Origin of the sequence: Streptomyces sp. NBC_01426 (assembly GCF_036231985.1) — a bacterium.
Taxonomy (GTDB): Bacteria; Actinomycetota; Actinomycetes; order Streptomycetales; family Streptomycetaceae; genus Streptomyces.
Genome location: NZ_CP109500.1, coordinates 818,049 through 843,171 on the forward strand (window position 1 = coordinate 818,049; position 25,123 = coordinate 843,171).

General features: G+C 72.0%; 25 protein-coding genes. 8 read left to right on the forward strand and 17 right to left on the reverse strand.

What is annotated here, in order from left to right:
* The first annotated feature begins 44 nt into the window (after positions 1-44).
* On the forward strand, positions 45-1,688 hold the full coding sequence (locus OG906_RS03955) for an alpha/beta hydrolase (protein ID WP_329440002.1): 1,644 nt from the start codon (positions 45-47) through the stop codon (positions 1,686-1,688).
* 91 nt (positions 1,689-1,779) lie between these two features.
* On the opposite strand, the gene OG906_RS03960 is transcribed toward OG906_RS03955, so the two are convergent.
* The gene (locus OG906_RS03960) at positions 1,780-2,316 is read right to left on the reverse strand and encodes a DUF5709 domain-containing protein (RefSeq protein WP_329440004.1); all 537 of its coding nucleotides are present in this window, start codon (positions 2,314-2,316) and stop codon (positions 1,780-1,782) included.
* Positions 2,317-2,748: 432 nt separating this feature from the next.
* On the opposite strand from OG906_RS03960, the gene OG906_RS03965 reads away from it, so the two are divergent.
* The 3 genes from OG906_RS03965 to OG906_RS03975 all read left to right on the forward strand — a co-directional run bounded on the left by OG906_RS03965 (position 2,749) and on the right by OG906_RS03975 (position 5,687).
* Entirely contained in the window at positions 2,749-3,168 is a 420-nt protein-coding gene (locus tag OG906_RS03965) for a TOBE domain-containing protein (protein ID WP_329440006.1), read from the forward strand.
* Between the two features lie 510 nt (positions 3,169-3,678).
* Positions 3,679-4,584 (forward strand): SAM-dependent methyltransferase, encoded by a 906-nt coding sequence (locus OG906_RS03970; protein WP_329440008.1) that lies wholly within the window; start codon positions 3,679-3,681, stop codon positions 4,582-4,584.
* 5 nt (positions 4,585-4,589) lie between these two features.
* Complete coding sequence (locus OG906_RS03975) at positions 4,590-5,687, forward strand: terpene synthase family protein (protein WP_329440010.1); 1,098 nt, start codon at positions 4,590-4,592, stop codon at positions 5,685-5,687.
* A 109-nt stretch (positions 5,688-5,796) separates the two neighbouring features.
* Here OG906_RS03975 and OG906_RS03980 read toward each other — a convergent pair whose 3' ends face one another.
* The 9 genes from OG906_RS03980 to OG906_RS04020 all read right to left on the reverse strand — a co-directional run bounded on the left by OG906_RS03980 (position 5,797) and on the right by OG906_RS04020 (position 14,201).
* Positions 5,797-7,215, reverse strand: coding sequence for a cytochrome P450 (locus tag OG906_RS03980; protein WP_329440012.1), 1,419 nt, complete (start codon positions 7,213-7,215; stop codon positions 5,797-5,799).
* Entirely contained in the window at positions 7,212-7,838 is a 627-nt protein-coding gene (locus OG906_RS03985) for a GTP-binding protein (RefSeq protein ID WP_267795939.1), read from the reverse strand. Before OG906_RS03985 ends, OG906_RS03980 begins: the two co-directional genes overlap by 4 nt.
* On the reverse strand, positions 7,819-8,178 hold the full coding sequence (locus OG906_RS03990; RefSeq protein WP_267795940.1) for a DUF742 domain-containing protein: 360 nt from the start codon (positions 8,176-8,178) through the stop codon (positions 7,819-7,821). Before OG906_RS03990 ends, OG906_RS03985 begins: the two co-directional genes overlap by 20 nt.
* Positions 8,175-8,582, reverse strand: a complete 408-nt coding sequence (locus tag OG906_RS03995; protein WP_267795941.1) for a roadblock/LC7 domain-containing protein — start codon at positions 8,580-8,582, stop codon at positions 8,175-8,177. Before OG906_RS03995 ends, OG906_RS03990 begins: the two co-directional genes overlap by 4 nt.
* Positions 8,583-8,588: 6 nt before the next feature.
* Complete coding sequence (locus OG906_RS04000) at positions 8,589-10,124, reverse strand: sensor histidine kinase (RefSeq protein WP_329440016.1); 1,536 nt, start codon at positions 10,122-10,124, stop codon at positions 8,589-8,591.
* Between the two features lie 464 nt (positions 10,125-10,588).
* Positions 10,589-11,413 carry a CAP domain-containing protein gene (locus OG906_RS04005; RefSeq protein ID WP_329440018.1) on the reverse strand — a complete coding sequence of 275 codons (825 nt, stop codon included), beginning with the start codon at positions 11,411-11,413 and terminating at the stop codon, positions 10,589-10,591.
* Positions 11,414-11,681: 268 nt separating this feature from the next.
* Complete coding sequence (locus OG906_RS04010; RefSeq protein WP_329440020.1) at positions 11,682-13,100, reverse strand: HAMP domain-containing sensor histidine kinase; 1,419 nt, start codon at positions 13,098-13,100, stop codon at positions 11,682-11,684.
* Entirely contained in the window at positions 13,097-13,819 is a 723-nt protein-coding gene (locus tag OG906_RS04015) for a response regulator transcription factor (RefSeq protein WP_329440022.1), read from the reverse strand. The genes OG906_RS04010 and OG906_RS04015 overlap by 4 nt, the downstream gene beginning before the upstream one ends.
* Before the next feature lie 196 nt (positions 13,820-14,015).
* Entirely contained in the window at positions 14,016-14,201 is a 186-nt protein-coding gene (locus OG906_RS04020) for a hypothetical protein (RefSeq protein WP_266952790.1), read from the reverse strand.
* Positions 14,202-14,283: 82 nt separating this feature from the next.
* Between OG906_RS04020 and OG906_RS04025 the strand changes: the two genes are divergently transcribed.
* A complete protein-coding gene (locus OG906_RS04025) occupies positions 14,284-14,589 on the forward strand; it encodes a hypothetical protein (RefSeq protein WP_329440025.1) in 306 nt (101 codons plus the stop codon).
* A 122-nt stretch (positions 14,590-14,711) separates the two neighbouring features.
* Here the strand turns inward: OG906_RS04025 and OG906_RS04030 are convergent, their stop codons facing one another.
* The 4 genes from OG906_RS04030 to OG906_RS04045 form a co-directional block, all read right to left on the reverse strand.
* Positions 14,712-16,430 (reverse strand): acyl-CoA dehydrogenase family protein, encoded by a 1,719-nt coding sequence (locus tag OG906_RS04030; protein ID WP_267827451.1) that lies wholly within the window; start codon positions 16,428-16,430, stop codon positions 14,712-14,714.
* A gap of 77 nt (positions 16,431-16,507) precedes the next feature.
* Entirely contained in the window at positions 16,508-17,077 is a 570-nt protein-coding gene (locus OG906_RS04035; protein WP_329440028.1) for a PadR family transcriptional regulator, read from the reverse strand.
* Positions 17,078-17,181: 104 nt separating this feature from the next.
* Positions 17,182-17,571, reverse strand: a complete 390-nt coding sequence (locus OG906_RS04040; RefSeq protein WP_329440030.1) for a hypothetical protein — start codon at positions 17,569-17,571, stop codon at positions 17,182-17,184.
* A 123-nt stretch (positions 17,572-17,694) separates the two neighbouring features.
* On the reverse strand, positions 17,695-18,486 hold the full coding sequence (locus OG906_RS04045) for an SDR family NAD(P)-dependent oxidoreductase (protein WP_329440031.1): 792 nt from the start codon (positions 18,484-18,486) through the stop codon (positions 17,695-17,697).
* 157 nt (positions 18,487-18,643) lie between these two features.
* On the opposite strand from OG906_RS04045, the gene OG906_RS04050 reads away from it, so the two are divergent.
* Positions 18,644-19,306, forward strand: a complete 663-nt coding sequence (locus tag OG906_RS04050; protein WP_329440033.1) for a TetR/AcrR family transcriptional regulator — start codon at positions 18,644-18,646, stop codon at positions 19,304-19,306.
* Here the strand turns inward: OG906_RS04050 and OG906_RS04055 are convergent.
* Both OG906_RS04055 and OG906_RS04060 read right to left on the reverse strand, forming a co-directional pair.
* Positions 19,258-19,800, reverse strand: a complete 543-nt coding sequence (locus OG906_RS04055; protein WP_329440035.1) for a hypothetical protein — start codon at positions 19,798-19,800, stop codon at positions 19,258-19,260. The genes OG906_RS04050 and OG906_RS04055 overlap by 49 nt on opposite strands.
* Before the next feature lie 157 nt (positions 19,801-19,957).
* Entirely contained in the window at positions 19,958-20,368 is a 411-nt protein-coding gene (locus OG906_RS04060; RefSeq protein WP_267795955.1) for a Fur family transcriptional regulator, read from the reverse strand.
* A gap of 357 nt (positions 20,369-20,725) precedes the next feature.
* Here OG906_RS04060 and katG point away from each other — a divergent pair, with 357 nt between their 5' ends.
* Together katG and OG906_RS04070 are read left to right on the forward strand one after the other, a co-directional pair.
* Complete coding sequence (katG, locus tag OG906_RS04065) at positions 20,726-22,960, forward strand: catalase/peroxidase HPI (protein ID WP_329440038.1); 2,235 nt, start codon at positions 20,726-20,728, stop codon at positions 22,958-22,960.
* A 109-nt stretch (positions 22,961-23,069) separates the two neighbouring features.
* The gene (locus OG906_RS04070) at positions 23,070-24,527 is read left to right on the forward strand and encodes an FUSC family protein (protein ID WP_329440040.1); all 1,458 of its coding nucleotides are present in this window, start codon (positions 23,070-23,072) and stop codon (positions 24,525-24,527) included.
* Positions 24,528-24,665: 138 nt separating this feature from the next.
* On the opposite strand, the gene OG906_RS04075 is transcribed toward OG906_RS04070, so the two are convergent.
* Positions 24,666-25,055: a C40 family peptidase gene (locus OG906_RS04075; protein WP_329440042.1), complete on the reverse strand. Its 390-nt coding sequence runs from the start codon at positions 25,053-25,055 to the stop codon at positions 24,666-24,668.
* Positions 25,056-25,123: the final 68 nt, after the last annotated feature.

Below are 25,123 nucleotides of genomic sequence, written 5' to 3' on the forward strand. Positions count from 1 at the left end.
TCCCGGGAGACGGACGGTACGGCGAGAGCCCGCGGAGCGGACGCATGGTGCGCCGGGGGCTCTCCCTGACCGGTGCCGTGCTGGCGACGGTCTTCTACTGCCTGTCCCTGACGCCGGCCCTGCTGCCCCGCCCGTGGTGGCTCCAGGGGGTGGAAGCGGGGGTGACCGCGGCCCTGGGGTACGCGCTCGGCGCGGTCCTCGGCACGGTCACGCGGGCGCTGGCCGGGCGCAGGCTGATCCTTCCCGCCCGGTCCCCGCAGCGCGCCGCGTGGTCGGCGGTGGCCGGGGTCTGCCTGGTCGCCGTCGTCGTGACGACCGCGTTCAGCGTGTCCTGGCAGGGCGACATGCGCCGGGCCGTCGGGATGCGGCCCCAGGTCGTGTGGTGGCAGTGGGCGCTGGTGCCCGTCCTCGCGAGCCTCGTCGCCGGGCTGCTCCTGTGTGCGGCGCGTGGCCTCAGGTTGGCCGCCCGCACGGTGGCGCGGCCGCTGACGTGGTTGGTCCCGCGCTCGGTCGCCTACGGCACGGGGATCGCCCTGGTCGCCTTCCTCGTCGTCGGTTTCGTCCAGGGCTTCCTGCTCAAGGGCGTCCTCCACGTGGTGGAGAACGGGGCGTCCCTGACGGACCAGGGGACGAGCAGGGGCGTGGTCCGCCCGACCTCCACGACGCTGTCGGGAGGCGACGGCTCGTACACGCCCTGGGACACCCTGGGGGCGAAGGGCCGCGACTTCGTCGGCGGGGCGAGCACCCGCGCGGACATCGCGCGTTTCACCGGGCGGGACGCCAAGGATCCGGTCCGGGTGTACGTGGGTCTGCGTACGGCGGACTCCCTCGACGAGCGGGCCCGGCTCGCCGTCCGCGAACTGGAGCGCGCCGGGGGGTTCGAGCGGGACGTGCTCGCCGTGATGGGCACGACGGGCACCGGCTGGGTCAACGACCAGGGAAGCCGGCCGCTGGAGTACCTCTGGTTCGGCGACAGCGCGTTGGTGGCCATGCAGTACTCGTACCTGCCCAGTTGGGTGTCCGTCCTCACCGAGGACGAGGCGGCCGACGCGAGCAGGGCGCTGTTCACGGCGGTGTACGACAAGTGGCGGACGCTGCCCGCCGAGACCCGGCCGAAGCTGCTCGCGTACGGCGAGAGCCTGGGTTCGTACGCCATGGAGAACGCCGTCGGCGGCACGCTGAAGGGCCTGACGAGCCGCACCGACGGAGCGTTGTTCGTCGGCCCCACGTACGCCAACCCGCTCTGGAGGACGCTCACGGACGGCCGTGCCCCCGACAGCCCGTCGTGGCGGCCCGTGGTCGGCGACGGGGCACGGGTGCGCTTCGCGCAGGTCCCCTCGGACCTCGCGATTCCGCCCGCGCCGTGGACGGGCCCGCGCTCGGTGTACCTCCAGAACGGTTCGGATCCCGTGGTGTGGTGGTCGCCGGAACTCGCCTTTCGGCAGCCCGACTGGCTCGACGACCCCAGGGCGCGGGACGTGTCGCCCGCGATGCACTGGTATCCGGTGCTGACGTTCTGGCAGGTGGTGTGCGACCTGGCCGGCGCCGACGGCGTGCCCGAGGGGCACGGGCACCGTTACGGCACGATGCCGACGACCGCCTGGGGCCAGATCACCCGGCCCCCGGGCTGGACGCCCGAACGGACCGCCGCGCTCGCCGCGCACCTGGGCGGCCGGCCCCGGCACTGATGAGCGCGCGCGGGGTGTCCGCCGCCGGCAGCCGGCCGGCGCCCCGCGCGTCGGTGTCCGCGAGGTCCCCGGACCCCGGCGGCCGGGAGGGTCAGCCAGTGGGCTCCGCCTCCGTTGCCGTTGCCGTCTCCGTCTCCGTCTCCTCCTCCGTCTCCGGGGAGTCCTCCCAGGGCAGGATGTGGTGCCGGCTCTCCGAGGTCCCGGCGGCCACGTTGCGTCCGACCACGTGCATGGCCGCCTCCTCGGCGGACTCCTCCCCCGCGTCGTCGCCCGCGTCGAAGCCCATCACGTCGGTGTTGCGCCGCGAGCCCGCCTCCGTCACGGAGACCAGCCGACCGACGCCGTCCTCGTCGAGGAGGAACGGCGCGCGGGGCGCGTCGCCGATCTCCGGCACCTCCTGGGCGAGTCGTTCTTCGAGCGACTGGCCCTCGCTCTGTTCGCGCCCCGTGGTGCCGTGGCGCGTCACCACGCTCGGGCGGTCCGCGGCGGTCCGGTAGCCCTCGTCGAGCCCGAGATCGGCGTTCGGCTCGTCGAGCGCGTTCTCCATGTCCGGCTGTCCCTCGGACGTCTGGTCGGTGTCCTGGGGCTGGTACACGTCGTCGCCCTGGCCATTCGTTTCATCGACCATGGTTCTTTCCCGTCTGGGTTGACGAGCCTCGGCCAGGACCGGAGCGGCGTACTCGACGGTACGGCCGTTCTCCGCTCCCCGGCGTGTGACCGCCCGCACCGTCCATGCGCCGCATCTCCCTCTCGCGTACCGACCGGCCATGGTCAGAGCGCTCAGGCTCTCCTCCCATCATGGCCGTACTCCCGCCGGCTGACGAACGCTGCACCGGTGGCGCCCGGGGCCCGGGCCCGGTACGTCCGGCAGCGGGCGGAGTTCCGGGCCGTGCCGGCCGCGCCGGGGTGGTCGGGGTCCCGCTCGTTCACCCGGACAGGGCCGTTCGACCGGCGGACGCCCCGCCGTCCCCGGTGGTCGGCCCGTACGTCAGTAGCGTCGGCGACGAGGCGGCCCACTCACGGCGCCGCCGTCCCCCGACATCTGTGAGGCGTTTCCCCCATGAGCCTGAGCATCCGCAACCAGTTGTCCGGCACCGTCACCTCCGTCACGACGGGCGAGGCCATGGCGACCGTGAAGGTGCGCCTGGCGGGCGGCCAGGACATCACCGCGGCGATCACCACCGACGCGGTCAGGGACCTCGGGTTCACCGAGGGCTCCGCGGTCAAGGCCCTCGTGAAGTCCACCGAGGTCTCCCTGGCGACCGCTCCGGTGGAGGGCATCTCCATCCGCAACCAGATCCCGGGCACCGTCACCGACGTCGCCACCGGCGGCGCCATGGGCTCCGTCAAGGTGACCGTGGAGGGCGGCGAGCTGACCGCCGCCATCACCAAGGACGCCGTCGAGGCCCTCGGTCTGACGGCCGGGACCTCCGTCGTGGCCCTCGTCAAGTCGACCGAGATCTCCCTCGCCACCGCCTGATCACCGCACGGCACGCGTCCTGCGGCGCGCCAGCCGGCAGCGCTTCTCCCCCGGGGATGGTCATGGACGGGCCGACTGTCCACCGGTTCCCGGCCACGACCGCGCCGGACGGCGCTCCGCGCGACGCTTCCCGGGCCGCCGCCCGGGAAGGGCCGGCCCACGACCTCACCGTCCCCGCCCGCCCCACCGGCGAACGACGGCCCCACGCGACACGGGTTCGATGCCCGCCCGGCCCCCGGGATCCGGGGTTTCGCGTTCACGTTCGGACAGACACGCGTCACACCACCACGTGTCCGCCCCACCGTCCCGACCCGTCACGTACGAGGTCGGGGCGGTTCACCCGTCTGCAGAATCATTCCTTCAGCAACTCCCGTGATTCAAAGCGCTCTTGTGTGCAGACGGAACGGCCGGTAAGTGCCACGATGATCCATGCTTCAACCGTCAGTCGGGGTGACCGAAACCAGTTGTCGGCCCCCTCGGCAGCCCTACGCCACGAAGGGGCGGGCAGACATGAGCGCTACACCATTCACTTCTCCCTTAGGCAGCGGGCAGGGCCTGGACGATGAGCAGGTGCGGCTCTACTACGGCCGCAAGACCGCGGACATCCTCCACAAGTACGGCCCGGGTCCGCGTGTCCACTTCCACTTGGGGATGTTCGGGCACGACACGCACCCGCACACCACGGTCCCCCAGGAGGTGATCAAGCAGCGCATCGTGGGCGCGCAGGAGGAGATAGTCGAGCACGCGGCCCGCTCCTGGGGCGCGTACGAGCGGCCACCCCGCACCCTCCTCGACATCGGCTGCGGTCTCGGCGGCGGCTCCCTGTACTGGGCCCAACGCCACCGCGCGAGGGTCACCGGCCTCACCATCGCGGCCGAACACGTGCCGCTGATCCGGCACTTCGCACGACAGGCGGGCGTAGGCGACCGGGTCCGCGCCCACGTCGCCGACATCCACACCCACGACGCCGTGCGGACCTACGACGCCGCCTACGCCAACGAGAGCAGCGGCTACATGGACCGCACCCGGCTCTTCGAGGTCGTCGCGAGAGCCCTTCGGCCGGGCGGCTGGTTCGGCATACAGGAGCACTTCGTGTGCCGGCCCGAGTGGCGCGGCTTCCTCGACGACTACTACAAGACGCGGCTCGGGACGCGCGAGGAGTACGTGAGCGCCGCGTCGGCGGCGGGCTTCACCCTCGAACGGGACGAGGACGTCACCGACGGGGTGGCGGAGTTCTGGGTGCAGTCGATGGCCTGGAACACCTGCGAGCTGGACCGGGTCCGGGCCGGCGGCGCCCCGGCGGCATGGACCCTGAGGCGCCTGGAGGAATCGACCGTGGTGCACAGCAGACTCTTCCGGCTCTGGCGCGACCACGCGGTCGAGACCCGACTGCTGCTGTTCCGGAACGGGGGCTGAGGACCATGACGAGCATCGATCGCCCTTCCCGGATCGGCAGGCCGCTGCCGGCGTTCCACTGCCCCCTCGACACCGGGCTGGTCCATCCCCGGGCGAAGGAAATGGAGGCACTGGCCGTCGACTGGTTGGACTCCCACGGGATCCACACCGATCCGGTCGAACGGGCCTGGAGCCTGGCCACGCACAGCGCCGACTTCTCGTGCCGCATCGTGCCGCACGGGGACGACACGGCCCTGCTGCTGTTCATCGAGTGGAACTACTGGGCCAACGCCGTCGACGACTGGCAGGACTCGGGGGCGGACGACGTCCGCACGGCGGCCGTCGCCGACCACGGCGCGCGGCTGCTGCGGACCATCGAGACACCGGGGGCCGGCGTCCTGCCCGACGGGCCGATGACCCGCGCCCTCGACGACCTCGTGACGCGCACGCACGCGCTGCTCACCCCGTTCGAACTGCGCCGGTTCACCGAGGGGACGCGTGACTGGCTGCTCGGGGCGGCCTGGGAGGCGGCGAACGCCGAGCGGGGCCTGATGCCCGGCCTCGCGGACTTCGCGGCCATGGGAACCCTGGCGAACGGCACCCGCTTCTCGCTCACCTGGGCCGACGTGGCCAACCGGGTCCGGTTGGCCCCCGAGGTGTTGTACGCGCCGGCGGTGCGGGCGCTGACCGACGCCGCCGGATTCGTCGTCAGCGCCGACAACGACCTGTTCTCGTACGACAAGGACGATCACGTGGAGCCGCGGGAGGTGAACCTGATCAACGTGATCGCCCACCAGGAGGGCCTGACACCGGCGCGGGCGGTGCCGGTGGCGGTGGCGCTCCGGGACCGGGCAATGGGCCTCTTCCTGCGACTGCGCGAACAGGTGGCCCGCGACGCGGACGAACCGCTCGCCCGCCACCTGGAGGGGATGGGCCACTACATCGCGGGGTGCCTCGCGTGGCAGGACCGGGCGCCGCGCTACGCCAGTCCGCGCAACCGCAACGAACTGCCCGTCGAGGGGGCCCGGTTCGACATCCGCTACAGCGACGTGCCGAGCGACGACCGGACGGAGGCACCGCCGTTGCCGGCCCTCGCCTGGTGGTGGGACCTGCTGGACGGGTGAGGAGGCCGCCCGCGCCCGCGAGCCTTGCCTGACCCGAAGGACAGGCCCTGCGCGCCGGGGCCCGCGCCGTTCGTGGCGCGGGCCCCGGGGCGGACGGGCCGGATCGTGCTCAGCCGAGTCCGAGCAGCCGTCGCCACCAACTCGGCCTGCGATGGGTGGCGGAGGCCGCGGGCATCGCCGCCGGCCGCGGCGGGACGGGCCCGGTCGGGGCGTGCGGGGGGTGGCCGACGGCCTGCTCCGGGAAGGGGTGGGGGCCGCTCTCCGCCCCGCCGTCGTCCGGGGGGCGCGGTGTGAACCGTACCGGCAGGGCCAGCAGGTGCCGGGACATGAGCGTGCCGCGCCAGCGCAACTCACTCTCCGGCACGCCCAGTTGGAGATCGGGCAGCCGACTGAGCAGTACTTCGATGCCGGTGTCGGCGATGGCCCGGCCGATGTCCTGGCCGGGACACTCGTGGGGGCCGCTGCTGAAGGCGAGGTGCGACCGGTTGCCGTGCACGGACGCGTCGGGATCGGGCCGGATCTGCGGATCGGCGTTGCCCGCCGACAGGCCGAGCAGCAGCATGTCGCCGGCCTTGATGTCACGCCCCCCTAGTTGGGTGTCCCCGGTGGCCCACCGCCCGATGATGGTGTTGATCGGCGGGTCGTCCCACAGGACCTGTTCGAGCGCGTCGGGCAGCGTCATGTGACCGCCGGAGAGGCTGGCGCGGAAACGCCGGTCGGTCAGGACCGTCCGCAGGGTGTTCGCGATGAGGTTGGCGGTCGTCTCGTACGCCGCGATCAGCACGACGCGCAGGTGCATGAGCACCTCCGTGTCGGTGAGGTCCGCCGGATGCTCCAGCAGCCAGGAGGCCAGGTCGCGGGCGGGCACCGACTTGCGGGCGTGGACCAGTTGTTCCAGGGTCGCGGTGACGTACCGGTCGCTCTCCAGGGCCGTCTCGGTCCCTTGCAGCATGTCGCGGGCCGCCTTGACCAGGCGGGGGCCGTGCTCGTCGGGTGCGCCGACGAGCTGGGTCATGACGAGCATGGGGAGCTGGTCGGAGAAGGCGGCGACCAGGTCGGCGCGTCCGTCGGCCGCGATCCGGTCGATCAACTGGTTGGCGAAGCGGGTGACGTGGCGGCGGATGCCTCGTCTGTCGAAGCGCAGCAGGGACTCCACGACGGCTCCGCGCAGCCGCTCGTGGACGGGTCCGTCGGTGAAGTTGCACACCGGTACCCACGCGACCATGGGGCCCAACGGGGTGTCGGCCGGCACCCTGCCCTCCCGCATGTCGCGCCAGCCCCGCGGGTCGCGGGCGAACCGCGAGGGGGTGCGGGCCACGTCCAGGTTCTCGCGGTGTCCGAGGACGAGCCAGGCCCGCAGTTCGCCCTGGACGAGGACCGGGGCGACCGGGCCGTGTTCCGCGCGGAGCTTCTCGTACAGACCCGCCGGGTCCGACGCCGCCTCCGGTCCGTCGAGCCGGTGCAGCCCGCCGGGGGCCGCCGCGGCGTGCGCGGGACACCCGGGCGGCGGGGTGGGGTTGGTGCTCACAGTGCCTCCGTGGTTGCTGCCTGGGAGTGCAGGTAGCGCATGAGGGTCAGCAGGACGTCGCGGGCGGAGCCCCGGCGCCTGGCGTCACAGACGAGGATGGGGACCGCGGGGGGCAGGTCCAGGGCCTGGCGGAGTTCTTCGAGCGGGTGCTCGGGCGCGTCCGGGAAGGAGTTCACGGCAACGACGAAGGGCACACCGCGCTCTTCCAGCCGACCGATCACGTCGAAGCTGATCTCCAGCCTCCGGGTGTCGAGGAGGACGACGGCTCCGAGCGCGCCCTCGAACAGTCCCCGCCACAGGAACCAGAAGCGCTCCTGTCCCGGGGTGCCGAACAGGTAGAGCACGAGTTCGTCGTTGATGCTGATCCGGCCGAAGTCCATGGCGACGGTCGTGGTGGTCTTGCGGCCCACCCCGCGCGTGTCGTCCACGCCGATGCCCGCCTTGGTCATCGTCTCCTCGGTGGTCAGCGGCCTGATCTCACTGACCGCGCCGACCATGGTCGTCTTGCCCACGCCGAAGCCGCCGACGACGACGATCTTGACGGCGGTGGCCGTCGACTGCGGGAGTATGTCCTCGTGCCGGGGTCCGGCGACGGCCGGCAGGTCAGAGCTTCTGTAGTCCATCGATCACGGCCTCGATCAGAGCGATGTCGGGTAGTTTGGCGACGGGCACGGGCGGGCGGACCAGGACCTGTTTGCCCGCCAGGAGATCGCCGATCAGGACGGTGACCACGCTCACGGGCAGGCCCACGTAGGCCGAGATCTCGGCCACCGACAGCGGTGCCTGGCACATCCGCAGGATCGACGCGTGCTCGGGTTGCATCTCCGGGCGCGCGCCCGCCTTCGCGACCACGAGCGTGACGAGGTCGAGGCGGGTGGAGGTGGACGAACCGCTGCGGCCACCGGTGATCACGTAGAGCCGCTCGGGACTGTCCTCCTCCCAGCCTGCGGGGGGCTCGCTCACGCGGGGTGCCCGTCGTGCCGAGGCGGAGTGCTCAGGTGTTCTCCAATCCGGCTCACCAGGTCGCGCATCTGCGCGCCCATCAAGCCGGCGTCGACACCCTCGTCCGCCAGTACCGCCAGGTAGGAACCGGAGCCGGCGGCCATCAGGTAGAAGAAGCCGCCGTCCATCTCGATGACGACCAGCCTCATCCGCCCCTCGGAGCGGGGCAGTTCGGAGGCGACGGCGCCGGCCAGGCTCTGCAGGCCCGCGCACGCGGCCGCCAGCCGGTCCGCCGTGTCGGTCTCGGCCCCGTACTGGGCCACGCACAGGCCGTCCGCGGACAGCACGATCACGTGGCGTGTCTGTGGGACTCCGGAGGCCAGGTCCTTGAGCATCCAGTCCAGGCTGCTGACTCGCTGTTGCATCACTGCTTACGTCCCTTTGTTCGCTGGGCCCGGGCCATCGTCCTCGCCGCCGGACGTGCCGGACAGACCGTTGTGGAATGCCTCCAGCCACATGCCGGGCGCCGCCTCGTCCGCCGGGGTCCGGGAGGGGAACCCGTACGGTGCGTCGGGCGCGACCTCCCGGTCCTTGCGCCGCCGCTGCGGCAGGCCGGTGGGGGTGCGCTCGGTGACGACAACGACGTCGTCGCCGCCGGGTCGGGCCTGGGGCACCGGGCGGGCCGCGGGCGGCGGGGGCGGCGCGGAGGTCTGCGCCGAGAGGTGGTCCACGGGGTGCTGCCGGGGGCTGGGGGCGGCGGCCCGCGGACCGGAGGACGCGCCGATGCCGTGGGCGAGCCCGGTGGCGGCCGACGTCGTGGTGATCAGGTCCTGGGGAACGATGAGTACCGCGCGCACCCCGCCGTAGGCCGAGGACCGCAGGGAGATCTGGAACCCGTAGGCCTGCGCGAGTCGGCCGACGACCGCAAGGCCCAGGCGTGGGGTTTCGCCGAGGTCGTTGAGGTCGATGCCGGTCTGGGCCTGGGCGAGCATCCGTTCGGCCCGCTTGCGGGCCTCCTCGCTCATGTTCACCCCGCCGTCCTCGATCTCGACGGCGATGCCCGACTGCACCTCGACGGCGGTCAGGTGCACGCGAGTGTGGGGCGGCGAGTACCGGGTGGCGTTGTCGAGCAGCTCGGCCAGCGCGTGGATCAGCGGTTCGACGGCGGGGCCGACGACCGCGACCTCGGAGACCGAGTGGAGTTCGACGCGCTGGTAGTCGATGATGCGGGACATCGCCCCGCGCAGGACGCTGTAGAGCGGGACGGCCCGGCTCCACTGGCGGCCGGGGCGGGCCCCGCCGAGTACGGAGATCGAGTCGGCGAGTCGACCGACCAGGGCGGTGCCGTGGTCGAGTCGGAGCAGGTCGCCGAACACGTCGGGGTTGCGGCCGTGCCGGTCCTCCATCTCGCGCATTTCCTGGGCCTGTTGGTGAACAATGGCCTGCACCCGGCGGGCGATGTTCACGAAGGCGCGCTGCGCCGACTCGCGGAGGTTCTCCTCCGCGTCGACGGCGTCGACCACACGGGCCAGCACGGTCCGCAGGGCGGTCTTGAACTGCGGCGTCATGGAGGTGTCCGCGCTCCAGCGCGAGGTGTGCCTGCCGTTGCCGACGAGCGAGTTCAACACGTCGTCGGGGAACTCGCCCCGGCGCAGCCGGTCGATCACCTCGGGCAGCAGTACGTCGGCGAGGTGGATCGTCTCGGCCTCCTGGCGCCGCAGGGCGGTGAGGAGTTCTGTGACCTGTGCGCGGCGGGCGGCCGCAGAGCGGCCGCGGAGCACCGCCTCGACGACCGCCGCGACCGTGCAGGCGCCGCCGATCGCGATCCACACCACGGGGGCGGACCCCGAAGCGGAGACCAGCGCGCCGACCAGGCAGGTCGCGGCCACGACCACGATCGCGGGGAGTGTCCAGCTTATCCCGGCCTCGAATGAGGAGGCCGCGGGTGGGGAATGTTCTTGCGCCATCAAGTTCCTCGAGCCATCGAAAGAGGGGATCTTATGACCGATGGGCGGGAGCTTAACGGGGCCAACTCGGCTGGTCCGGAGTTTCGTTGTTGTTCATCAGACGGAGGAACGATAATGCGCCATGACGTGGACGGAGGGGAAAGATGTTCGATACGACCCCCGTTCGGAAAGGTCGCTGTTGAGAACACCGTGCACGGTCAACGCAATTGAATCGGCGCGCGATGATTCGAACATTTTTTGCGGAGCGTTCAGGTCACGACGCCCGGGTGACCTGACGCCATTCGGTGGGATCGGGTAAGGGGCCGCACACGGAAGGGCCGTCCGCACCGGGGGAGCGGTGCGGACGGCCGTGGTCGTCCTCCGGTCGCCGGCACGGCGGAGCCGTTGGGGAGACCGGATGCGCGGGGAGCTTCATTCGTCGGGGTCGAGGCGCCGGGGTTCGTTCGCCCGATTCGCGGGTGCCGCTACTGGGGGCGGGCGAAGTCCTGGGTCCACCACGGGCCTCCGGCCTGCACGACGCCGACGCCGATCTCGGTGAAGTTGCAGTTCAGGATGTTCGCGCGGTGCCCGGGGCTCTTCATCCAGGAGTCCATGACCGCGGTCGCGTCCGCCTGCCCCCTGGCGATGTTCTCGCCCGTCGCGGACCACTTGTAGCCGGTCGCGCTGATGCGGCCCGACATGGTGGATCCGTCCGGTCCGGTGTGGGAGAGCTCGCCGGAGCGGGCCATCACCTCGGTGTAGGACTGGGCCGCGGAGGTCAGTCTGGCGTTCGCCGTCAGGTCGCCGCAGCCGGCTTCCCGGCGTTCGGCGTTCACCAGGCTGATGACCTGGGCGACCGTCCCCGAGGGGGGCGGGACGGGGTCGGCCGGTGCGGGCTTCCTGGGTTTGCCGGCCGGCTTGACGGGGGCCGGTGCGGGGGCCGCCTTCTTCTCCGTCGTGTCGCGGGTGACGGCGGCCGTGGGGGTCGTCGCGGAGGCCTTCGGCGAGGCGGACGAGGTGGTGGGGCTCGGCGAGGCGGACGCGGAGGCGGAGGGGGACGCTGACTCCGTGGGCCGCGCGTCCTGCGGCGTCGCGGAGCCGGGCACGGAGCCGCCGGCCGGGAGGGCGTCGGCGCGGACGTCGGAGTCGGCCGTGCGCGCGTTCCCCGCCGAGTCGCCCGTGAGGTCCAGGGCGAGCACCCCCACCGTGCCGGCCGCCAGGGTCCCCACGGCGGCCAGGACCACGCGCCGGGCCCGCGGGTGGCGCGCGGCGCGGTGGCCGGCGGGTATGCGGGGCTGGGGGGTTCGCATGGCAGGGGCCTCCGTACAGGCGGGTGTCGCACACGCCGGGTCGCGCCACGGGCGTGCTGCCGCGCCGGTGTCGGGCGGCTCCGTACGACTGTACGAGTCGCGCGGGCCGCCGGACGGTCTCTGAAGGGAGCCCGCAGGTGCCCTTAAGGAACTGCTCAGACTCCGGTGCTGCGGGCCGGGGTCGGACCGTGCCGGTGTCCGCCCGTGCGGTGTCCGCTCGTTCCGGTGTCCGCCCGTGCGGCCGGTGCCGGTGCCGGTGCCGACGGGGTCAGTCCGGCTGTTGTCGTGTGCCGCCGCGTCGGCGCCGACCGCGCAGGGAACGTCGGGCGGTGTCGGTGGAGCCGGTGGAGAGGCCGAAGGTGACGCGTACGGACGCGCCTCCCAGGGCGGCCCGCCCGATCCGTACGGTGCCTCCGGTCGCCGTCGCCGCCCGCCGGACGATGTCCAGTCCCAGGCCCGTCGAGCCGGTGCTGCTCCCCCGCGTCAATGCCTGGTCCGGGTCGGGGATGCCGGGGCCGGCGTCCTCGACCAGCAGTTCCACGGCCTGCGCGGTGCGGTCCACGACGATCGCGAACGCCGTGCCGTCGGTCGTGTACCGGAAGACGTTCCCCACCAGGGCGTCCACGACGGCGGCCACGTCGTCGTGGGCGAGGTCGACGGTGGTGTCCTCCTCGGCGATGCGCAACGAGCAGCTTCGTCCCTGTTGTTCGGCCAGTACGGCCCAGAAGCCCGCCCGGCGCCGGATCACCTCGGCGGCCTCGCACCGCTCCCCCGCCGGCTTCCCGTGAGCCACCGGCGTCACGGCGCGCGTGTCGCCCGCCTCGCGCAGGGCGCGTCCCATCGGTCCCATGGCGAGCGGGGTGCGCGCGGTGGTGATGATCGCCTGGAGTTCCGCCTCCAACGCGCCGACCGCGGCCTCGACCCTGCCCGACTCCAGGCTCGGGCCCATCCGTTCGGTGGCGAGGTGCAGGGCTGTCAGCGGGGTGCGCAGCCGGTGGGAGAGGTCCGCGACGAGTTCCCGTTCGATGGCGAGGAGTTCGGTCATCCGGTCGGCCATGGCGTTGAAGGCCACGCCGGCGTCGCGCAGTTCCCTCGGCCCCATGGGGACGACGCGGGTGCTGAGGTTGCCCTCCCCCAGCACGTAGGACGCCTGGGCGAGTTCCTTCGAGGACCGGACGACCTTCGCGCCGAGGCGGTCGGCGACGAGTACCGAGCCGATGAGCAGGCCGACCGCCAGGACCAGCATCACGGTCCACGAGGCGGCGACGCCCCGGGTCAGGTCGTCCTCGGGGACGAAGTTCTCGACGACGGCGACCCGGTCGTGCGGGAGCACGACCGGCTGGAGGTAGATCCAGCCGCCGCCGGGCACGTCCTGGGAGATGGACTCCCGTCCCTGCTTCGCCCGCTCGAGCAGTTCGGCGGGGGCGTGGCTGGTGCCGAGCTCGCGCGCGTCGGGCAGGTGGATGGCCAGGTGCTCCGCCCGGTCCAGGCCCGCCATGGATTCCCGGAGGTCGTCGGGGTCGGTGGTCAGGGTCAGGATGGGCGCCATGGCGGCGGCGGGTTGTTCGGCGGCCGTGATGCTCTGCTCCCGGGCCAACGACATGACCAGTACGGCGAGCGGGATGAGGAACGAGAGGGCGACCATGGAGGTGACGGCGAGGGCCACTCCCGCCAGGGAGCGTCTCACCGGGGTTCCACCATTTTGATGCCGACTCCCCGCACGGTCCTGAGATAGCGGGGTGCGGCCGCGCTCTCGCCGAGTTTGCGACGCACCGCCGACAGGTGCACGTCGACCGTCTGGTCGTCCACGTAGGGTTCGCGCCACACCTCGCTGAGGAGCCGGCGCTTGGAGACCACCTGTCCCGCGTGGTGGGCGAGGAATGCCAGGAGATCGAACTCGCGTCGGGTGAATCGGAGTTCCTGTCCGGCGAGGACGGCGGTGCGGGCCACGGGGTCCATCGTCAGTTGGCCGACGGACACGGGCCGCATCAGGTCGGCCGGGCCGGCGGGCCGGGGACCGCCGGCCGGATCCGCGGTGTGCGGCGCGGTCGTGCGGCGCAGCACCGCGGAGAGGCGGGCCACGAGTTGACCGCCCGAGAACGGTTTGACGAGGTAGTCGTCGGCGCCGGCGTTGAGCAGCCGGATGATCTCCCCCTCGTCGTCGCGTGCGGTGGCGACCACCACGGGCACCGGGGATATGCCCCTGATCATGCGGAGTGCGTCGCCGCCGTCCAGGTCCGGCAGTCCGAGGTCGAGCACGACCGCGTCGAACGACGTCCGGGTGATTTCCCGCAGGGCTCCGAAACCGTCGCCGGTGTTGTGGACGGCGTACCCCTGCTCGGTGAGTATTTCGATCAGGAACGCGCGAATGCGGGGGTCGTCCTCGACGACGAGTACACGGGGCATGCGGGACACCTTATCCAGCGGTCCATTTGACCGGAATCGAGGAGCCGGGTGTCATTCTCCACAGCCTTGTCCGACATTCCACCGGATGTCGGTCACCGGAATGTGTTGCCCTTTCCGGTGACGTTCAGGACGGCCGGATGGTCCGTCACCACGTCGGCGCTTGACCGCGACGGGCCGCCCGGCGCCGCCTGCCGCGTCAGAAGGACGTCTCCCGGACGGTGGCCCGCGCCGACGGCACGACGGTCGCCGTGATCTGCGAACGGTGACCGCTGCCGCTGAAGGTGACGGTCAGTGTGTCGTCGGCGGACTGGGCGGTGGCCACCTTGAATCCGGGCGCCGGGACCGCGGAGATCAGGCACACCCCGTCGTTTCCGTACCGCACGGTCGCCTTGCCGCCCGTCGACGGGATCGTGTGCGGTCCCGACCCGCCCCGCTCGCAGCTCTGGGCCGGGGTGGTGCGTGGGATGCCGCTCGGGGTGGAGGGGGCGCTCGCGCGGCTGCTCGACACGGACGGGCGGGGCGTGTTCGCGGCGGTGGGGGACGGCGAGGAGGCCTGCGGGCCGGGAGCCGAGGGCGAGGTGGAGGCGCTCGCGGAGACGGACGCGGAAGCGGAGGCGGTGACCGGCGCCGGCGGGCTCGGCGAGGGGAACACGGTCGGCGCCGACCGGGCGACCGGGGGCTTCGGGCGGGTGGAGCCCGTCACGAAGTCGACGGTGGCCATGACGGCCGTCACGCTGGCGGCCGTACAGGACACCCATATGAGCAGGTAGCGCGGAAAGCGGAAGCGGTGCACGCCACCATAGTGACGGAGGCACGGCCCGGTCGGTGACCCGGTACGCGCTCCCCCGCCGCCGGGCTCACCGACCTGCGGTGAGCCCGGCGGCGGCGCCGGCTACGGCGCCATCTCGTACGTCCCGGACAGCGCCTCGACGCGCGCCCACACGCGGGCGGACCGCGCCTCGTCCACGACGGGGCGTCGTACCGCGCCGAGCGCCCAGTCCTGCTGCTGCTCGGTGGCGGAGTCCTTGCCGTGCAGCTCGACGGCGTGGGCGGAGAAGTCGCGCACGAGGACGGAGAACAGTTCGTCCAGCACGTCCTCGTCCAGGCCCGTGAGGCGGGCCTGCTCCAGGATCAGCTGGCCGTGGACCACGAGGGCGAACAGTTGGCCCACGGCGAGCAGCAGGTCCAGGTCGCGGCTCTGCTCCTCGTCGGGGGCGGCGGTGGCGACGAACTCGCACAGCGCGTCCGCCTGCTCGCGCAGCCGCGCGACGTTCGGGACCTCGGCGTACGCGTCGTAGGCGGCGCGCCAGTCGTGGAAGCGCACGGAGCCCAGGCCCCGGGCCGGGCCCTGGCGGAAGAGGAACGCGTCGTCGGCGGCGTCGAGCCGGGTCGGGACGGGTGCGTAGTCGGCCGGGTCCAGCAGGTGGTTGCGCATGAACTTGAGGATCAGCGCGAGGTTGACGTGGACCGTGCCCTCCAGCTTGGGCAGCCCGCGGATCTCGACGGCGGCCTGGGCGAAGTACGTGTCCTTCTCGAAGCCCTTGGCGGCGATGACGTCCCACAGGAGGTCGATGACCTTCTCACCCTCCGTGGTCACCTTCATCTTCGTCATCGGGTTGAAGAGCAGGTACCGGCGGTCGTCGGGGCCCGCGGAGCGGAAGTAGTCCACGGCGCGGTCGCTGAAGAGCTTCATTCCCACCAGGCGGACGTACGCGTCGCTCAACTCGCGCCGCACGTGCGGGAAGGCGGTGACGGGGCGCCCGTAGAGCACGCGGTTGTGCGCGTGGGTGACGGCCTCGTACATCGCGTGTTCGCAGATGCCGATCGAGGCGGTGCAGAGGTTGAACTTGCCCACGTTGACCGTGTTGAGGGCGGCGTCGAAGGCGGCCCGGCCGGTGTGCAGGACGTCCTGCGGGGTGACCGGGTAGTCCGTCAGACGGAACTCGCTGACGTACTTCGAGGAGTCGACGACGTTCTTCACGAGGTCGTACGACGGGTGGCGGCTGTCGGCCGCGAAGAAGACGTACCCGTCGGGGCCCTCGACGTCGGTGCGGCGGCCGAAGACGGAGACCAGGCCGGCGGCGTTGCCGTTGCCGATGTAGTACTTGGAGCCGCTCGCCCGGAATCCGCCGTCGCCGTCGGGCTCCAGGAGCATGTCGGTGGAGTAGATGTCGGCGCCGTGCGTCTTCTCGGACAGGCCGAAGGCGAAGACCTCGCCCTGGTCGAGGAGTTCGGCCGCTCGGCTGCGGGCGTCGGCGTTGTCGCTCTGCCAGACGGGCCCGAGACCGAGGATGGTCACCTGCCACGCGTACCAGTAGTCGAGACCGTAGAACCCGAAGATCTCGTTGAGGGCCGCGATCCGGGCGGTGTCCCAGCGCCGGTCGTCCTGTCCGGAGACGGACGCCGGGGTGAGGAAGGTGGCGAACAGGCCTTCCTTGGCGGAGAACGCGAGGAAGTCCCCCAGCCAGGCGCGGGACCGGTAGTCCTCGATCAGCCGGCGCTTGCCGCGCTCCTCGAACCAGTCGACGGTGGCGCGCAGCAGCCTGCGGGTCTCGGGGTCGAAGTGCTGCGGGTCGTAGGTGCGCGGGTTGAACAGCAACGGGTCGGCCATGGAGGTTCGCCTTCCGAGAGGTCGGGGGTGCGGCTGGTGAGGTGCGGTGTCGGGATGCGGAGCGTGGGTGGGCGCGGTCAGGCACCCGGGTGGGAGGTCCCGCCGATCCGGTGGACGGTGGCGAGTACGTCGTCGAGCCAGGCGACGGTCATCCGCTCGTAGGCGATGCCGCCGCGCAGCACGACGTGTTGCAGTTCCTGGCCGGCGTCGAGCGGCGCGGGGGCGTCGGGCCCGGTGAAGTCCCGCCGTTCCCCGGCGAGGTAGTGGGCGAGGCGGTCGGCGTGTACCTGGCGGTGCCGTTCCACCTCGCGCGTGAGCGCGGCCGGGTCGTCGAAGGCCGCGCCGCGGATCTTCACGGCGAGGTCGTGCCGGAGGCTCTCGGGCTCGATCGGCTCGTGCAGCCACCCGGAGAGCGCGGTGCGCCCGGGACCGGCGACGGAGTATTCCTTCTTGTCCGGGCGGCCCTGTTGTGGCACCTCTCGGACGGCGAGGAGGCCATCGCTCTCCATGCGCTTGAGGACGCGGTAGATCTGCTGGTGGGTGGCGGTCCAGAAGTAGCCGATGGACCGCTCGAAGCGCCGGGCCAGCTCGTAGCCGGAGCCCGGCTTCTCCAGCAGTGAGACGAGGATCGCGTGTTCGAGCGCCATACCGCGATCTTTCTATGCAACTCGTTGCATAGACAAGTCGCAGCGCCCGGGTGAGACGTGACTCACCCGGGACGCCCCGACTCGCCGTGGCCCCGGGGGCGGGTTCACCCGCGCTGCGCCGCCGCCGCCCGCCGGTCGGCCTGCACGAACGCGGCGGCCGTGAACACGATGGTGGTCGCGAAGGCGACGCCGATGGTCAGGTGGTAGCCGGAGGAGACGACCCCCCTGTCGAATCGCTTTCCGTCGGTGGTGCGGCACATGATCGCCGGGGGGACGAACCGCACCTCGTGCGTGGACACCACCGCGTCCCGCGGCCGCTGGGACGTGTGACGGCACTGGTGCATGGGGGTGGAGTCCGCTCCCTCCCCCACCTCGCTCACGGTGAGACCGATCAGCAGGAGGGCGAGGACGTACAGGACGCCCGTCACGACGGCGGCGGAGACGGCCATGCGCCGCACGAACGACGAACGTCTGCCGCGCACTGGTGTGGTCATGGCGCCCACTGTAGGCACGCGCCACCCCTCACCGGCCGTCGGGTTCTTCAACCGGGTTGCGTCCGGGGCCACTTCACCCGCTCCCCGCCTTCCGGGCACGCGGCCGGCCACGGCGGTGTCCGCTCACCGGCTTCCGCGCTGCGCCTCGACGATCCGGCTCACCGTGCCGTCCACGCCCGCGCGGCGCTGCACCTTCTCGGAGAACGCCGGGAACTGGCCGGCGATGGCACTGAGCAGCCTCAACTCGAAGGGGGCCACGTTGACTTCACACAGGTCGCGCTCGACGGCACGGGTCACGCCCCGAGCCACGTCCTCCGGCGACACCGTCCGCACCCCGCCGGGAGGAGTCGATCCCGTCGCGGCGAACATGCCCGCGTCCCGTACGTATCCCGGTTGGACGAGGGAGAGTCCGACACCGGTGCCGCGCAGGTCTTGGCGGAATGCCAGCGCGAAACCGCGGAGGCCGAACTTCGAGGCGTTGTAGAGCGAGGAGGACTTGGTGGCGGCCTTTCCGGAGATCGAGCCGACGAGCACGATGTGGCCCCTGCCGACTTCGACCATGCGGGGTGCGAGCAGGCGGGTCAGCATGACGGGGGCGCGCAGGTTCACGGCCAGGGAGCGGTCGACCTGCTCGGGCGTGTAGTCGAGCAGGTCGCCGCTGGAGGGAAGGGCCGCGTTGGCGATGAGGATGTCCGTCTCGGGACACGCCTCGGCGAGACGCGTGACGTCGTCGGGGTCGGCGAGATCGGCGAGGACGGCCCGGGCGCCGAGTTCGTCGGCCACGGCTTTGAGGGCTTCCTCCCGGCGTCCCGTGATCACGAGCTTCGCGCCCTTCGCGGTGAGCGTGCGGGCCAGCGTCAGGCCTATGCCACCCGTGACGCCGGTGAGGAGAACGGTCGATCCGGTGATGCGCATCCAAGATCCCCTTCTTGTTCGTTCGAACGAACAATAGAGAGTGGGCCTGGGCGTGTCCACGTCGGAAACCGGACTGCGTGGATTCGCCTGGGGGCGGGCCGTCGTTTGCGACAATCCCCCTGTTGATCGACGGCCGCGAGGAAGCAGGGTGGAGCACGTGGCTCGGCAGGCAGAGGACCGCGCTCCGGACGGCCGCGCGGAGCGCGGACGGCAATCGCGGGTGAAGATCGCGGACGCCGTGCTGGCGCTGCTCGACGAGGGGGAGACGCACTTCGCCGCGGACCACGTGGCCGAACGCGCGGGCGTGTCCCGCCGGCTGGTGTTCCACCATTTCGCGGACATGGCCCAGCTGATCGAAACCGCCATCGCCCGCCGGCTGGAGCAGCTCATGGAGCAGATCCAACCCCTGCCGACACAGGGGTCGCGCAGCGCCCGGGTCGCGGCCCTCACGGAGCAACGCGCCAGGATCCTGGAATGGATCACACCGGCTCAGCTGACGACCATGCGCCTGGAGCGGCGGTCCGAGCGGATCGACGAGGTGACCCGACAGGTGCTGGACCTGGGGCGCGAGCGCTTGGCGACGGTCTTCGCCGAGGAACTCGGCCGGGCACCGGCCGGGCGGGCGGCCGACCTGCTCAACGGTCTGGACGCCGTGACCACCTGGGGCGCCTGGTACCACTGGCGCAGCAGCGGACTCGACGTCGACGCGGCGCACCGCGCCATGGAGACCTCGGTGCACGCCCTTCTGGCGGCGACCGATCAGGCGGCGGATCAGGCGGGTTCGACGGATCGGGCGGATTCGACGGATTCGGGGCGGTGAACCCCGGCCGCCGGGGGCGGCGTGTGACCGTGGCCGGACAGCCTCGCGTGCAGGGCGGGCCCGCCCGCCGCCACGAGGACGCACAGGCAGCCGGCGGTGACGAGGCTCGGCTCGGGGAGCCATGCGCCCAGGATCAGGTCGAGGAGCAGCGCGCCGGCCACGAGCAACACCTTGGCCGCCAGGAGCGAGAGAACCAGCCGCTTGTCGCGGGCCGTCCCGGCGCGGGCCCGTCGGCGGCCGTTCAGGATCATGGCAGGCGCGGCCACGGCGAGGATGGCCAGCACGCGCAGCGCGTGCTCGGCGGGCGGAGTGTCACCGCCGAGGGCCCAGACCGCGCCCATGACCAGGCCCGCCACCCCGTAGGCGACGGCCTCGGCGTGCCGGGACACCCAGGCGCGGGCGGCTCGCGCGGGCGGTTGCGGTGTCCGCTCCGCCGTGTGGAGGTCGGACGGCGCCACGCCCGGGGACCTGCGGGTCTCGACAGTGGCTGACATTTCGACCCCTCGATCACTGGAGGACGACACTAATTGCACTTCGAGTGTCATATGTTTCACCCCCGCCGTCAAGCGCGACGAAGCCGCCCCGGATCCGGTCGGATCGGCGCTGATGTCATCGAGGCACGGTCGCGCGTGAACGGTCGCGCGTGAACGCCTACGCGCAGGAAGGGCACAGGCCGCGGTAGGTGACCTCCACCGCGGAGACGGAGAACCCGAACCGCTCCTCCGCGGGGAGGTCGGACAGGGGACTGCCGGTCGGATGGACGTCGCGGATGGTCCCGCAGCCGGAGCACACCAGGTGGTGGTGCGGGTGGTGCGCGTTGGGGTCGTAGCGCTTCGCTCGTCCGTCGGTGGACAGTTCCCTGACCTCGCCCAGGACCACCAGCTCACCGAGGGCGTTGTAGACGGTCGCCCGCGAGATCTCGGGCAGCCGCTCCACCGCGCGGGCGTGCACCTCGTCGGCCGTCAGGTGCACGTGATCACCATCGAGTACCTCCGCCACGACACGCCGCTGGGAGGTCATCCTCCAGCCACGCCCCCGCAGTCGCCCCAGCAGGTCACTCATGTCGGTTCACCTTTTCAGGTTCGGTGGGAGCCCGGAGTTCGTCGGCCCGTCCGGAATCCTATGGGATATGAGTCTGGTGCCCTTCTTGACTTGGATTCTGTCCATCGTAGGATCGGTTCTGTCGACAGCCAAGGGACAGGAAGATTTTCAGCACCGCAGGAGACACCGACGTGACGGACCGCCCCCGCGCAGCAGCCGGGCCGCGTCCGACCGACCGGGCACCGGTCGGGTTCGGCACGCGCACCGTGTGGTCGCCGGCGTCCGCTCCTGCCCCCTGCGTCCTGAACCCGTACGTTTCGCTGTTCCGCCGCCCGCAGTTGCCTGGCACCGTGATCCGCTTGGCCCGGAAGGATTCCCATGTCTGAGAACCATGACGCAATCGTCGTAGACGCGAAGACGAACGAGGGCGGAGGTGGCTGCCCGGTCGCGCACGAGCGCGCCGCGCACCCGACCCAGGGCGGTGGAAACCGCCAGTGGTGGCCGGAGCGGCTCAACCTGAAGATCCTCGCCAAGAACCCCGCCGTGGCCAACCCGCTCGGCGAGGAGTTCGACTACGCCGAGGCGTTCAACAACCTCGATCTCGCGGCCGTGAAGCGGGACATCGCCGCGGTCCTGACGGACTCGCAGGACTGGTGGCCGGCCGACTTCGGCAACTACGGCCCGTTCATGATCCGTATGGCGTGGCACAGCGCGGGCACCTACCGCATCAGCGACGGCCGCGGCGGCGCCGGTGCCGGGCAGCAGCGCTTCGCCCCCCTCAACAGCTGGCCGGACAACGGCAACCTCGACAAGGCCCGCCGCCTGCTGTGGCCGGTGAAGAAGAAGTACGGCCAGAACATCTCCTGGGCCGACCTCATGATCCTGACCGGCAACGTCGCCCTGGAGTCGATGGGCTTCGAGACCTTCGGCTTCGCCGGCGGCCGCGCGGACGTGTGGGAGCCCGACGAGGACGTCTACTGGGGTCCCGAGACGACCTGGCTCGACGACGAGCGCTACACCGGCGACCGCGAGCTGGAAAACCCGCTCGGCGCGGTCCAGATGGGCCTGATCTACGTCAACCCCGAGGGCCCGAACGGCACCCCCGACCCGCTCGCCGCGGCGCGCGACATCCGTGAGACGTTCCGTCGCATGGCGATGAACGACGAGGAGACGGTCGCCCTCATCGCGGGTGGTCACACCTTCGGCAAGACCCACGGCGCGGGCCCGGCGGACCACGTCGGCAACGACCCCGAGGCCGCGTCCATCGAGCAGCAGGGTCTGGGCTGGAGCAACACCTTCGGCACCGGCAAGGGCGGGGACACGATCACCAGCGGCCTTGAGGGCATCTGGACGAACACCCCGGTGACCTGGGACAACACCTTCTTCGACATCCTCTTCGGATACGAGTGGGAGCTGTTCAAGAGCCCGGCGGGCGCGCACCAGTGGCGGCCGAAGGACAACGGCGGGGCGGGCACCGTTCCCGACGCGCACGACGCGTCCAAGAGCCACGCGCCGACGATGCTGACGACCGACCTGTCGCTGCGCGTCGACCCGGCGTACGAGCAGATCTCGCGGCGCTTCCACGAGAACCCGGCCGCGTTCGCGGACGCCTTCGCCCGCGCGTGGTTCAAGCTGACGCACCGTGACATGGGTCCGGTCGTGCGCTACCTCGGCCCGGAGGTCCCCTCCGAGACGCTGCTGTGGCAGGACCCGCTCCCGTCGGTGACGCACGCGCTCGTCGACGCGGACGACGTCGCCGACCTCAAGCGTCGGGTCCTCGCCTCGGACCTGTCGGTGTCCGCGCTGGTGTCCGCGGCGTGGGCGTCCGCCTCGTCGTTCCGCGGCAGCGACAAGCGCGGTGGCGCCAACGGTGCGCGCGTCCGCCTCGAACCGCAGAGCGGCTGGGAGGTCAACAACCCCGACGAGCTGGCGACGGTACTGCGCACGCTGGAGGGCGTCCGGGAGACCTTCAACTCCGCCCGGTCCGGCGGCAAGCAGGTCTCGCTCGCCGACCTGATCGTGCTGGCCGGCGGCGCGGCCGTCGAACAGGCCGCCAAGAACGCGGGCTTCGACGTGCGGGTGCCCTTCACCCCGGGCCGGGTGGACGCGTCCCAGGAGCAGACGGACGTGGAGTCGTTCGCGGCCCTGGAGCCGACCGCGGACGGCTTCCGCAACTACCTCGGCAAGGGCAACCGGCTGCCGGCCGAGTACCTGCTCATCGACCGGGCGAACCTGTTGACGCTGAGCGCGCCCGAGATGACGGTCCTCGTGGGTGGGCTCCGCGTGCTCGGCGCGAACCACCAGCGGTCGTCGGCGGGCGTCCTCACCAAGACGCCCGAGTCGCTGACGAACGACTTCTTCGCCAACCTGCTCGACCTGGGCACCACGTGGACGGCGACGTCCCAGGACGCGAACACCTTCGAGGGTCGCGACTCCTCCACGGGTGAGGTCAAGTGGACCGGTACCCGCGCCGACCTCGTCTTCGGCTCGAACTCCGAGCTGCGCGCGGTCGCGGAGGTCTACGCGAGCGACGACGCGAAGGAGAAGTTCGTGAAGGACTTCGTCGCCGCGTGGGACAAGGTGATGAACCTGGACCGGTTCGACCTCGTCTGATCGCGGCGTCCGGGTCGGCCCCCACGGCCGACCCGGACCTCGGGTCGGGGGAACGTCGACACAGCCGCAATGAGGGGTCGGCCGACGGGGCCGCCCTAGACTCCGGCGCATGGCCGCTCCCCGCCCCCGTTTCGCTTCCGCGCTCGGCTCGACGGTCCGCGAGTGGCGCGGGGTGTACCTCGCGCGTGAGGGTTCCGGCCGCTACGACTGGCACCTCGCCGTCGCCATGGCCCTGATGGTCGGCGCGCCGGTCCTGGTGGGGGCGGCCACGGGGTGGCCGCGGGAGGCCGGCGTCGTCTCCCTCGGCGCCTGGTTCACCTCGCTGGCGGTGCCGAAGGCAACGGCCGCCGATCGGGTTCGGCAGGCCGCCTTCCGTACGGTCCTGCTCACGACCACCACCGCCGTCGGGCTGCTCGCCGGGGACCTGCTCTGGACGGTGCTGCTCGTCTCGGCCGTCCTGTGCCTGCTGTCGCCGCTGACCGATGTGGGCGTCACCCCGCTGATCACGCTGGTGATGGCCGTGGGACCGCAGTCGGTCCCGGACACGGGCCCCCACCTGCTGCTCTTCGCGGGCGGTTCGGCGTGGGCCGGCGCGGTCCTGCTCGTGCCGCTCCTCGGCGGGACCTACGCGGCGCCGACCGCCGGGCCCCGCCCGGCCCGCCGCGGCGTCGGCGAGAGCCTCGCCGCGCTCCGCGGGGCGGCGCGCGAGGGGAACCCGCGACTGCGCTACGCCGTACGGATCTGCGTGTGTTTCACCGTCGCCTACGCAGGACTGACCTGGCTGGACGTGCCGCACGCCTCCTGGGCGCTCGTCGGCATCCTCACGACCCTGCGACCCAGTTGGGGCGCCACCCGCACCAGGATCACGAAGCGACTCATCGGGCTGTGCCTCGGTTGCGTCCTGACCGTCGTCCTGCTCGCCCTCACCTCGGGCCGACCGGTCGCCGCGGCGATCGCGATCACCGTGTGCGGTGGCATCGCCCGGCCCATGCGGGGCTGGAACTACGGCTTCTGGCCCGTCTTCGGCACACCGGTACTGATCCTGTTGACCGAGACCCATGCCCATGTGGTGTGGAGCGACGTGCTCCAGCGCCTCACGAACAACGCCCTGGGGGCCCTGCTCGCCGCCGTGACCGTTCTGTTCGTGTGGCCCGCCCGCGAGGAGCGCCGGTTGCCCGAGCGGTTGCAGACCCTGCTGGAGACCCACGCCCGTTTCCTGGAGCGCGTGGCGACGGTGGTGGAGTACGGGCCTCCGCCGGCGCGGGAGCGGCGGGTACGGGCCGCGCAGGCGGCGAGCGCGGACCTGCGCACCGCACTGGACCGGCTGCGCGGGCCGCACCCCGACGCGGTGGCCGCGGTGGTGGCAGCGGACCGGCTCCGCGGCGCGATCACGCCGCTCCGCCCGTACGCGACCTCCGGCCTCTCGGCGCCCGACCTGCGCACGGCCGCCAGCCACCTCGACGTCACGGCGGCGGGCCTGACGTCGCTGGAGTTCGACGCGACGGGCCGATCGGCGACCGGCGCCCTGGATTCGGCGCGCGCGGCCGTCGGGGCGGGCGCCGCGTAGGCGCGTGCCGCGATCCGTCGCGCAGGGCGGTCCGAGGCTCCGTGCGCCGTCGACAACAACCGCTTTGGGGAGCGGGGTTGGGACCCCCTGTGGGCGATCCCGGCGAGCCGTACGAGGCCGGCGGAGGAGTCGGACAGGTCATGTGGCCCGGCCGTAGCGGACGTTGCCGGTCCAGATGCGTTCCAGGCGCACCGAGGCGCCCGGACGCGGCGCGTGCCAGAGTTTGTCGTTGCCGGCGTAGATGCCGACGTGTCCCACGGTCGAGCCCTTGGGGAAGAACACCAGGTCTCCTGCCGCGCGTTGGACGGAAGGGACGGGCCGGGTGTGTGCGTACTGCTGCTCGGCGGTGCGTGGCAGTTTCTTGCCGGCCTGCCGGAAGGCGTAGAGCATCAATCCGGAGCAGTCGAAGCGTTCGGGGCCCGTCGCGCCGCGCGCGTACGGTGCGCCCTCTTTGGAAGCCGCCACGGCCAATGCCTTGTTGCCGTAGGCGGGGGCCACCTCGGCGGCGGCCGCGTGCGCCGGAACCACGGTGCCGGCGGGGGTTGCGATGGTGACGAGGACCAGGAGCGGAGATGCGAGCCGAGCGGTTTTTCGGC

What these genes read in the sequence shown, in the direction of transcription:
- OG906_RS04015 (WP_329440022.1), bottom strand. Translation starts at nt 13,819, where the DNA reads ATGCCCCGTGTACTCGTCGTCGAGGACGACCCCCGCATTCGCGCGTTC.
- OG906_RS03960 (WP_329440004.1), bottom strand. Translation starts at nt 2,316, where the DNA reads ATGGTCGATGAAACGAATGGCCAGGGCGACGACGTGTACCAGCCCCAG.
- OG906_RS03985 (WP_267795939.1), bottom strand. Translation starts at nt 7,838, where the DNA reads ATGGACTACAGAAGCTCTGACCTGCCGGCCGTCGCCGGACCCCGGCAC.
- OG906_RS03955 (WP_329440002.1), top strand. Translation starts at nt 45, where the DNA reads ATGGTGCGCCGGGGGCTCTCCCTGACCGGTGCCGTGCTGGCGACGGTC.
- OG906_RS03975 (WP_329440010.1), top strand. Translation starts at nt 4,590, where the DNA reads ATGACGAGCATCGATCGCCCTTCCCGGATCGGCAGGCCGCTGCCGGCG.
- OG906_RS04005 (WP_329440018.1), bottom strand. Translation starts at nt 11,413, where the DNA reads ATGCGAACCCCCCAGCCCCGCATACCCGCCGGCCACCGCGCCGCGCGC.
- OG906_RS04025 (WP_329440025.1), top strand. Translation starts at nt 14,284, where the DNA reads ATGCCGCTCGGGGTGGAGGGGGCGCTCGCGCGGCTGCTCGACACGGAC.
- OG906_RS03970 (WP_329440008.1), top strand. Translation starts at nt 3,679, where the DNA reads ATGAGCGCTACACCATTCACTTCTCCCTTAGGCAGCGGGCAGGGCCTG.
- OG906_RS04000 (WP_329440016.1), bottom strand. Translation starts at nt 10,124, where the DNA reads ATGGCGCAAGAACATTCCCCACCCGCGGCCTCCTCATTCGAGGCCGGG.
- OG906_RS04070 (WP_329440040.1), top strand. Translation starts at nt 23,070, where the DNA reads ATGGCCGCTCCCCGCCCCCGTTTCGCTTCCGCGCTCGGCTCGACGGTC.
- OG906_RS03965 (WP_329440006.1), top strand. Translation starts at nt 2,749, where the DNA reads ATGAGCCTGAGCATCCGCAACCAGTTGTCCGGCACCGTCACCTCCGTC.
- OG906_RS04035 (WP_329440028.1), bottom strand. Translation starts at nt 17,077, where the DNA reads ATGGCGCTCGAACACGCGATCCTCGTCTCACTGCTGGAGAAGCCGGGC.
- katG (WP_329440038.1), top strand. Translation starts at nt 20,726, where the DNA reads ATGTCTGAGAACCATGACGCAATCGTCGTAGACGCGAAGACGAACGAG.
- OG906_RS04045 (WP_329440031.1), bottom strand. Translation starts at nt 18,486, where the DNA reads ATGCGCATCACCGGATCGACCGTTCTCCTCACCGGCGTCACGGGTGGC.
- OG906_RS04060 (WP_267795955.1), bottom strand. Translation starts at nt 20,368, where the DNA reads ATGAGTGACCTGCTGGGGCGACTGCGGGGGCGTGGCTGGAGGATGACC.
- OG906_RS03995 (WP_267795941.1), bottom strand. Translation starts at nt 8,582, where the DNA reads ATGCAACAGCGAGTCAGCAGCCTGGACTGGATGCTCAAGGACCTGGCC.
- OG906_RS04055 (WP_329440035.1), bottom strand. Translation starts at nt 19,800, where the DNA reads ATGTCAGCCACTGTCGAGACCCGCAGGTCCCCGGGCGTGGCGCCGTCC.
- OG906_RS04040 (WP_329440030.1), bottom strand. Translation starts at nt 17,571, where the DNA reads ATGACCACACCAGTGCGCGGCAGACGTTCGTCGTTCGTGCGGCGCATG.
- OG906_RS04030 (WP_267827451.1), bottom strand. Translation starts at nt 16,430, where the DNA reads ATGGCCGACCCGTTGCTGTTCAACCCGCGCACCTACGACCCGCAGCAC.